Origin of the sequence: uncultured Cyclobacterium sp. (assembly GCF_963976465.1) — a bacterium.
Lineage (GTDB): Bacteria > Bacteroidota > Bacteroidia > Cytophagales > Cyclobacteriaceae > Cyclobacterium.
In genome coordinates, this window is the sequence record NZ_CAXBOC010000330.1 from 1 (window position 1) to 6,799 (window position 6,799).

General features: G+C 42.3%; 5 protein-coding genes. All 5 read left to right on the forward strand.

What is annotated here, in order from left to right:
* Nucleotides 1-1,388, forward strand: a 1,388-nt coding sequence (locus AAC037_RS16950) for a CocE/NonD family hydrolase (RefSeq protein WP_339904217.1), incomplete at its 5' end; no start/stop codon positions are given.
* Between the two features lie 245 nt (nucleotides 1,389-1,633).
* On the forward strand, nucleotides 1,634-2,185 hold the full coding sequence (locus AAC037_RS16955; protein ID WP_339904219.1) for a RidA family protein: 552 nt from the start codon (nucleotides 1,634-1,636) through the stop codon (nucleotides 2,183-2,185).
* A 154-nt stretch (nucleotides 2,186-2,339) separates the two neighbouring features.
* A complete protein-coding gene (locus AAC037_RS16960; protein ID WP_339904221.1) occupies nucleotides 2,340-3,374 on the forward strand; it encodes a bile acid:sodium symporter family protein in 1,035 nt (344 codons plus the stop codon).
* A gap of 108 nt (nucleotides 3,375-3,482) precedes the next feature.
* Nucleotides 3,483-5,282, forward strand: a complete 1,800-nt coding sequence (ggt, locus tag AAC037_RS16965; protein ID WP_339904223.1) for a gamma-glutamyltransferase — start codon at nucleotides 3,483-3,485, stop codon at nucleotides 5,280-5,282.
* 154 nt (nucleotides 5,283-5,436) lie between these two features.
* Nucleotides 5,437-6,798 carry a hypothetical protein gene (locus AAC037_RS16970; RefSeq protein WP_339904224.1) on the forward strand — a complete coding sequence of 454 codons (1,362 nt, stop codon included), beginning with the start codon at nucleotides 5,437-5,439 and terminating at the stop codon, nucleotides 6,796-6,798.
* The last annotated feature ends 1 nt before the right edge of the window (nucleotide 6,799 follow it).

The window sequence follows — 6,799 nt, forward strand, 5'->3', positions numbered from 1 at the left end:
CCCAGGGTGGAAGTTATTTGGGACATAACCAATGGGCTGCCGCCAGCCAAACCCCACCAAGCCTTGAAGCAATTTTCCCATCAGTGGCTTCCACCAATGTATATGCCAACTGGATTACCATGGGAGGAGCATTCAGATTAAGCTTTAACTATGGTTGGGGTGTAGTTAGAATGCCAAATAAAATCATGCTTCCTCAGGATTGGCACACTGCGGCTTATACACCTGAAGAACTTAAATATGAGAATATTTTATACCACCTTCCCTTGAAAGACGGTGACTTGGCAAGTGCCGGAAAAGCAGTTCCACATTACAGGGATTGGGTTGAACATGAGGCTTATGATGACTATTGGAAAGAGGTAAGTGATGAGGAAAGGTTCAATAAAATTACCGTTCCTGCTTACAATACCGGAGGTTGGTTTGATATCTTCGTGATGGGCACCATCAATGGCTATGTAGGTATGAAAAATCACGGTGGAACACCCGAAGCAAGAAAAGGAACCAAAATGCTTATCGGGCCTTGGGGACATGGACCATCTAAATCTAACTCATATGGGGATATGAAATTTTCAGAAGATGCTTATGTGGATCTATTTGAAGAAGAATTAAAGTATTATGATTATTATTTGAAAGGTATTCAAAACGGCCTAGACAAAGAAAAGCCGGTCCAAATTTACTATATGGGCGAAAACAAGTGGAGGCATGAAGACGACTGGCCCATTCCCGGAACTGTATACAAAGAACTTTACCTAGGAGGCGATGCTCCGGCAAATTCCCTAAGGGGAGGGGGAACTTTGAGTTTTGAGAAAGCAGATAAAGCGCTTACTGATACCTATACCTATGATCCACAAGTTCCAGTGCCTACCTATGGAGGCAATAATTGTTGCGGTACACCTACCCCTGCTGGGCCGAAAGACCAAAGGGTGCTAGAAAGGAGAAATGATATTTTGGTTTACACTTCTGAATTCTTAACTGAGCCGGTATCCATTGCCGGGCCTGTATCCATGAAGCTCTTTGCTGCTACTGATGGACCTGATACAGATTGGATGATCAAATTGGTAGATGTTTACCCGGATGGAAGTGCCTACCCAATATCTGAAGGAATTTTGAGGGCCAAATTTAGAAATGGCACAGAAAAAGCAGAGCTATTGAAAGCCAACAAGGTTTATGAGTATGAAATAACACTTACAGGCACGGCCAATGTTTTCAAGCCGGGTCACCGAATTAGGGTAGATATTACTTCAAGTAATTTCCCCCAATTTGACAGAAACCCCAACACCGGAAAGCCACTGGGAAGTAGTGATGAAACGAGAGTTGCCCAGCAGACAATCCACCATGGAGGACCTAGGGCAAGTCATATCATCTTACCCATCGTAAAAGGATTTGAATAAATAGGCATACAATCATCAACCACTTATAACCACTAATGCAATAATCCATTCTCTGAATTTATCGGGGAATGGATTATTTACTTATAAAAATTAGCCTTGAGGGTTTAAAATCAGCTTGATTTAAGTAAAATTGAACCATTCATCAAAAATAGACAACCAAAATTAACAATATTTACATATATTAAATTTAGGTTCGCATGATTGATGGTCTTATATTACCCATATATTTTAAATTCACTTCTGTTATGACAATTAAAATTCATCAAATCCTTTTGTTGGCGTTTTTCCTATTGGTAGGCCAGGTTCAATCTACTTTTGCACAAAGTTCAGGTAACGATCCCGAAGCCAAATTAAAAGAAATGGGGATCATTCTTAAAACACCCGGCGAGCCTACGGCTAACTTTGTTTTGGCAGTTCAGGTAGGAAATCTTGTATTCCTTTCAGGACATGGTCCTATGCAAGAAAACGGAGAATACATGAAAGGTAAATTGGGATCTGAATTGACCGTTGATGAGGGGGCATTAGCCGCTCGACTAACCGGAATATCACTATTAACCTCACTCAAACACACCATAGGCTCTCTTGATCGAGTAAAAAGAATTGTAAAGGTTCTAGGTATGGTCAATGCTGCCCCTGATTTTGAACAACATCCACAAGTGATGCATGGCTTTTCCGATTTTATGGTGGAAGTATTTGGCGAAAGTGGTAAGCATGCACGCTCCGCGGTAGGAATGGGATCTTTACCTTTTGGCATTCCGGTGGAGATAGAAATGATCGTAGAGTTGAAAGAAGAATAATCAAGATTTAACAAATTGACTAACCTTAATAATACCATTTGCTTTGAAAATTCATGGGATTTATAAATTAATAATAGCATGTTCCCTATTGCTTTTCATGGTAGCAGTGGCAATGCTTTTAACGCAAAACACGGAATTTATTGGACCGGTTCTGATGGCGTTTTTTTTGTCGGCAGCCATTGGAGTTAGGGCCTTTCAAGCTACAAAGGGCCTTTCCTTTACTTTAATAATACTGACCGTTGTTGCTACAGCCTTAAATTTCCCGGATTATTTTCTTGAATTCAAAGGTTATGAACTGGCAGGTTTAATCACGCCATTGATCCAAGTGATCATGTTTGGTATGGGGACTTCCATGGGAATCAAGGATTTTATTGCCTTAGGGAAGTCTCCTAAATCGGTGATTGTGGGAGTATTTGCTCAATTTTTATTGATGCCGCTGATTGCTTTTGCCCTGGCTTCGGCAAGTGGCTTTTCTCCGGAAATTTCTGCCGGCCTTATATTATTGGGATGTGCACCTGTATCTGTGGCTTCACCCGTTTTTGCTTATTTGGCCAAGGCAAACGTAGCCCTATGCATCACCATAGTTTCGGTAACCACTCTTTTAGCTCCCTTGTTTATCCCTGTTTTAATGAAATTTTATGCAGGAGGATTTATTCCTATTGATGTGTTGGGAATGATGTGGAGTATCGTCAAAATGGTACTTTTCCCAATCGGTGCAGGCTTGATTTTCAATAAGTTTCTTCATGGAAAAGCCAAATGGCTGGATGCATCCATGCCATTTGTTTCAATGGGAGGGATTGCATTAATTGTGGCCATTATTATGGCTGCGGGAAGAGAAAGCTTATTGAATATGGGTTTGATGTTGGTTTTGATGGTCTTGTTACTTAATCTATTGGGATACTTGTCGGCCTATTGGATGGCTCGACTATTCAAGCTGGAGGAACAGGATTGTAGAACGATATCCATAACCACCGGTATGCAAAATGCCGGTTTAGTATCCGGAATAGCCAAAGAAATGGGGAAGATCGCAACGGTTGGATTGGCTTCTGCGGTATGTGGTCCATTAATGGGTTTTACCTCTTCTGTAATGGCCTCCTATTGGAATGGAAAACCACCCTTGAAACCTATTAAAGAAGAGTTGATTGAGGATTTAGAACAGCAGCCCAAAATAGATGAAAACCTCCAATAAACCTAACCATAATCAAGACCAAGGTCGCTATAAGCAGACCAATGGAGGAAGATTATTTTTGTTAAGTATTGGAAAAACAAAGACGTTAAAAATTAAAATGAAAAAAGTATGAAAACCAACTACAAAAAACACTTGGCTTTTAAAGGAATGCTGTCGGGAGTGATTTTGCTGATGAGCATCTTTAGCTTTAATACCTTTGCACAAGTGGCTAAAGAAAATCTTCGGCCGGCAGCTATAGGTAAAAAGGGAATGGTCGCGACAGCCAACCCTTTGGCAAGTCTTGCCGGGCAACAGGTTTTGGCCAAAGGGGGAAATGCCATTGATGCCATAGTAGCAGCTGCAGCTTCCCTAAATGCTGTAGAACCCTATATGTCCGGAACTGCCGGTGTGGGTTATATGCTTTTTTATTCAGCAGAAGAAGACCGGGTAAGGTCCCTGGTTTTTGGAGGTTGGGTGCCCAAGTCATTTAAAGCTATGTCTTTGAAAGATGAGGCAAAGGCTGCTGATGGCGCAGGTCATGGAGCCATTGAGACGGTAGGCCCTAGGATTGTTGCCATTCCGGGTAATTTGGCCGGATGGAACAGAGCATTGGAAGATTACGGGACCATGTCTCTCAAAGAGGTCTTTGAACCGACCATAGCCTATTTGGAAGATGGCGTTCCGATTACTGAGTTTGATCAGGCCATGTGGAGAGGGACTGTGGAGAGGGTAAGACCTCACAAAGAGTCCAGAGCCATTCTATTCAAAGATGGAGAAAACCCATACGAAATAGGAGATATTTTCACCAATAAACCTTTGGCAAAAACCATGAGGAGAATAGCGGACGAAGGTATTGAAGTATTTTATCAAGGAGATATTGCCGAGCAAATTGCGGCGGCATTCAAAAAAGATGGTGGCTTTATCACAGTGGAGGACTTGGCAATGGTACCGGGTCGTGTGCAATGGACAGATCCCATTTCAATTGACTATAGAGGATATAAAGTGTACAATAACCCTCCTCCGGGAATGGGTATTCAGCAATTACAAACCCTTAAAATAATGGAGGGTTTTGACTTACAAGCCATGGGGCACAATAGTACAGAATACCTTGCCCATTTGATGGAAGCCATTTATTTGAGTAGGATTGATACAGATAAGTATGTTGGAGATCCGGATTATGTTGATGTGCCGGTAGACAGATTGCTTTCTGACAGTTACCTTGACGAACAGCGTAAGAAAGTGGTTGAAAGGGTGAAAAATCGTAAAATAGCCGACAGGAGTGATTTTACTGAGTCCGAGCTCGAGTTGTTGGGCAGTTTAAAAGACAAAATGGATCCCAAATACCAGTATGCAACCACCAGCCTTTCTGCCATGGATCAATGGGGTAACGCAGTGGTAATTATCCAAACCCATGGTGGAGGATTTGGTTCTGGATATGTGGCCGGAAAAACAGGGTTGATTTTCAATAGCGCCATTGACTGGATGGAAAAAACACCGGGATTAGCGAATAGTGTAGAGCCTTGGAAAGCTGTAGGTTGGTGTGTTGGAGGAATGATGCAGTTCCACAAAGATGGTAAACCTGAATTGGTCGTGGGTTCTCCCGGCAGCTTTGGTATTTTACAGTCGGTGCCCCAAGTAGCCATGAATTATATCGATTTTGGGATGAATATTCAGGATGCCATAAGTGCTCCTAGGTTTCGTTGGAAAGACGAACTGGGATCCGTGCCTGCCAAAGAAATCATCATTGAAACCCGTGTAGACAATCAGGTGCTTAAAAGTTTAAGACAAATGGGCTATCTATTGGATACAAGTTTGGGCGATTGGTCCATGACAGTAGGAGGAGCTCAGGGTGTTTCTATCGATAGAAAATCCGGCTGGATAATGGGAGGAGCAGATCCTAGAAGAAACGGATATGCCGTGGGCTGGTAGCCGATAATTACCGGAAAAGTCTTTTTAGTAATTAGAAATGATTAAAATGACAATCTGGATATTTTAATGGAGCGATTTGACATGATTGATTACAAAAAGCAATTGATCGGACCCTCAAAAGAATCATAATACTTAAACCGCTATCAATACATAAATGAATAAGGAAATAGAAAATCCAAGAAGAAATTTCATAAAGAAATCAGCTTTGGCAGCCACGGCCATCAATTTATCCGGCATGTTCTGGGAGACAGAGGCTAAAGCCATGGCCAAAGTCATTGAGCTAAGCAGTGACAAGCCTGCTTCTGAGCAAAAAACAGTCGCATTGATTGCCAATATCTATCGGAACAGTGCCCATGCTGATGTAATTGCCACCAAGCTTTTTGCAGGTATTCCAACTGATGATGGCATGGTAGCCCCACAGGTGAAAATTATATCGGTATGGATCGACCAGATCGGAGACAATGATACCGGAGTGCGAATTGCCGGAATGAATGGTGCCAAAATGTACGATACCATCGCCGGAGCACTCACATTGGGAGGTGATAAGCTTGCTGTGGATGCGGTGATTTATGTAGGGGAACATGGGGATTATGATAAAAGTCGCTATGGCATAAAAATGTACCCGAGAATGAATTATCTGGAGCAAATTTTCAGGGTTTTTGATGCTTCTAACAAATCGGTTCCATTATTTAATGACAAGCACCTTTCTTACAGTTGGTTGGACAGTAAGTGGGTGTATGACAGGGCAAAGGAACTGAATGTGCCTATGATGGCCGGGTCATCCTTGCCCTTTTGTTGGAGGGACCAGCCATTGGAGCATCCTTTAGGGGTTAAGATTACCGAAGCAGTCGCTATAGGTTATGCTTCTCTGGATGCCTATGGGTTCCATGTAGCAGAGATTTTGCAATGCATGGTGGAAAGAAGAGAGGGAGGAGAAACGGGAGTAAGGAGCGTACTTGGTCTTGGAGGAGATGATGTTTGGAAAGCCATGGATGATGGAGAGATCAACCTGGATTTGGTAAATGCAGCATGTAATAAAATACAAGGAAGAAAAGAAGGGAACATGCGGGATTTGGTAAAAGATCCAAATGCCATTATTGTAGAATATACAGATGGTACCAAAGGCGCGATTGTGATGCTCACGGGATATGTTAACCAGGGTTGGGCCTATGCAGCCAATACTGCTCAGGGCCAGGTGGCTACCGAATTTGTGCTGGACCATAGCATGAGCTATTCTCATTTCAGTTACCTGACATTAAATATTCAGAAGTTCATTGTCACCGGAAATCCTACAGCTCCGGTGGAGCGGACATTACTTACCAGTGGTATTTCAGACATGGGTATCCGGTCTCTGGTAGATGGTAAAAAAATTGAAACACCTTTCTTAAATATTAAATATTCAGCAGCAGGTTTTGAGCCAATCAGGCCGACCGCTCCAAGACCTGAAGGACAGAGTATAGGCCCATGGCCTCCTAAAGGTTATGAATTTATTATACCTGAAAGATTTAAAAAATAGT

Bases quoted from the DNA above. Each gene is read 5' to 3' on its own strand.
- AAC037_RS16970 (WP_339904224.1), top strand. From the start codon at position 5,437: ATGAATAAGGAAATAGAAAATCCAAGAAGAAATTTCATAAAGAAATCA.
- AAC037_RS16960 (WP_339904221.1), top strand. From the start codon at position 2,340: ATGGCGTTTTTTTTGTCGGCAGCCATTGGAGTTAGGGCCTTTCAAGCT.
- ggt (WP_339904223.1), top strand. From the start codon at position 3,483: ATGAAAACCAACTACAAAAAACACTTGGCTTTTAAAGGAATGCTGTCG.
- AAC037_RS16955 (WP_339904219.1), top strand. From the start codon at position 1,634: ATGACAATTAAAATTCATCAAATCCTTTTGTTGGCGTTTTTCCTATTG.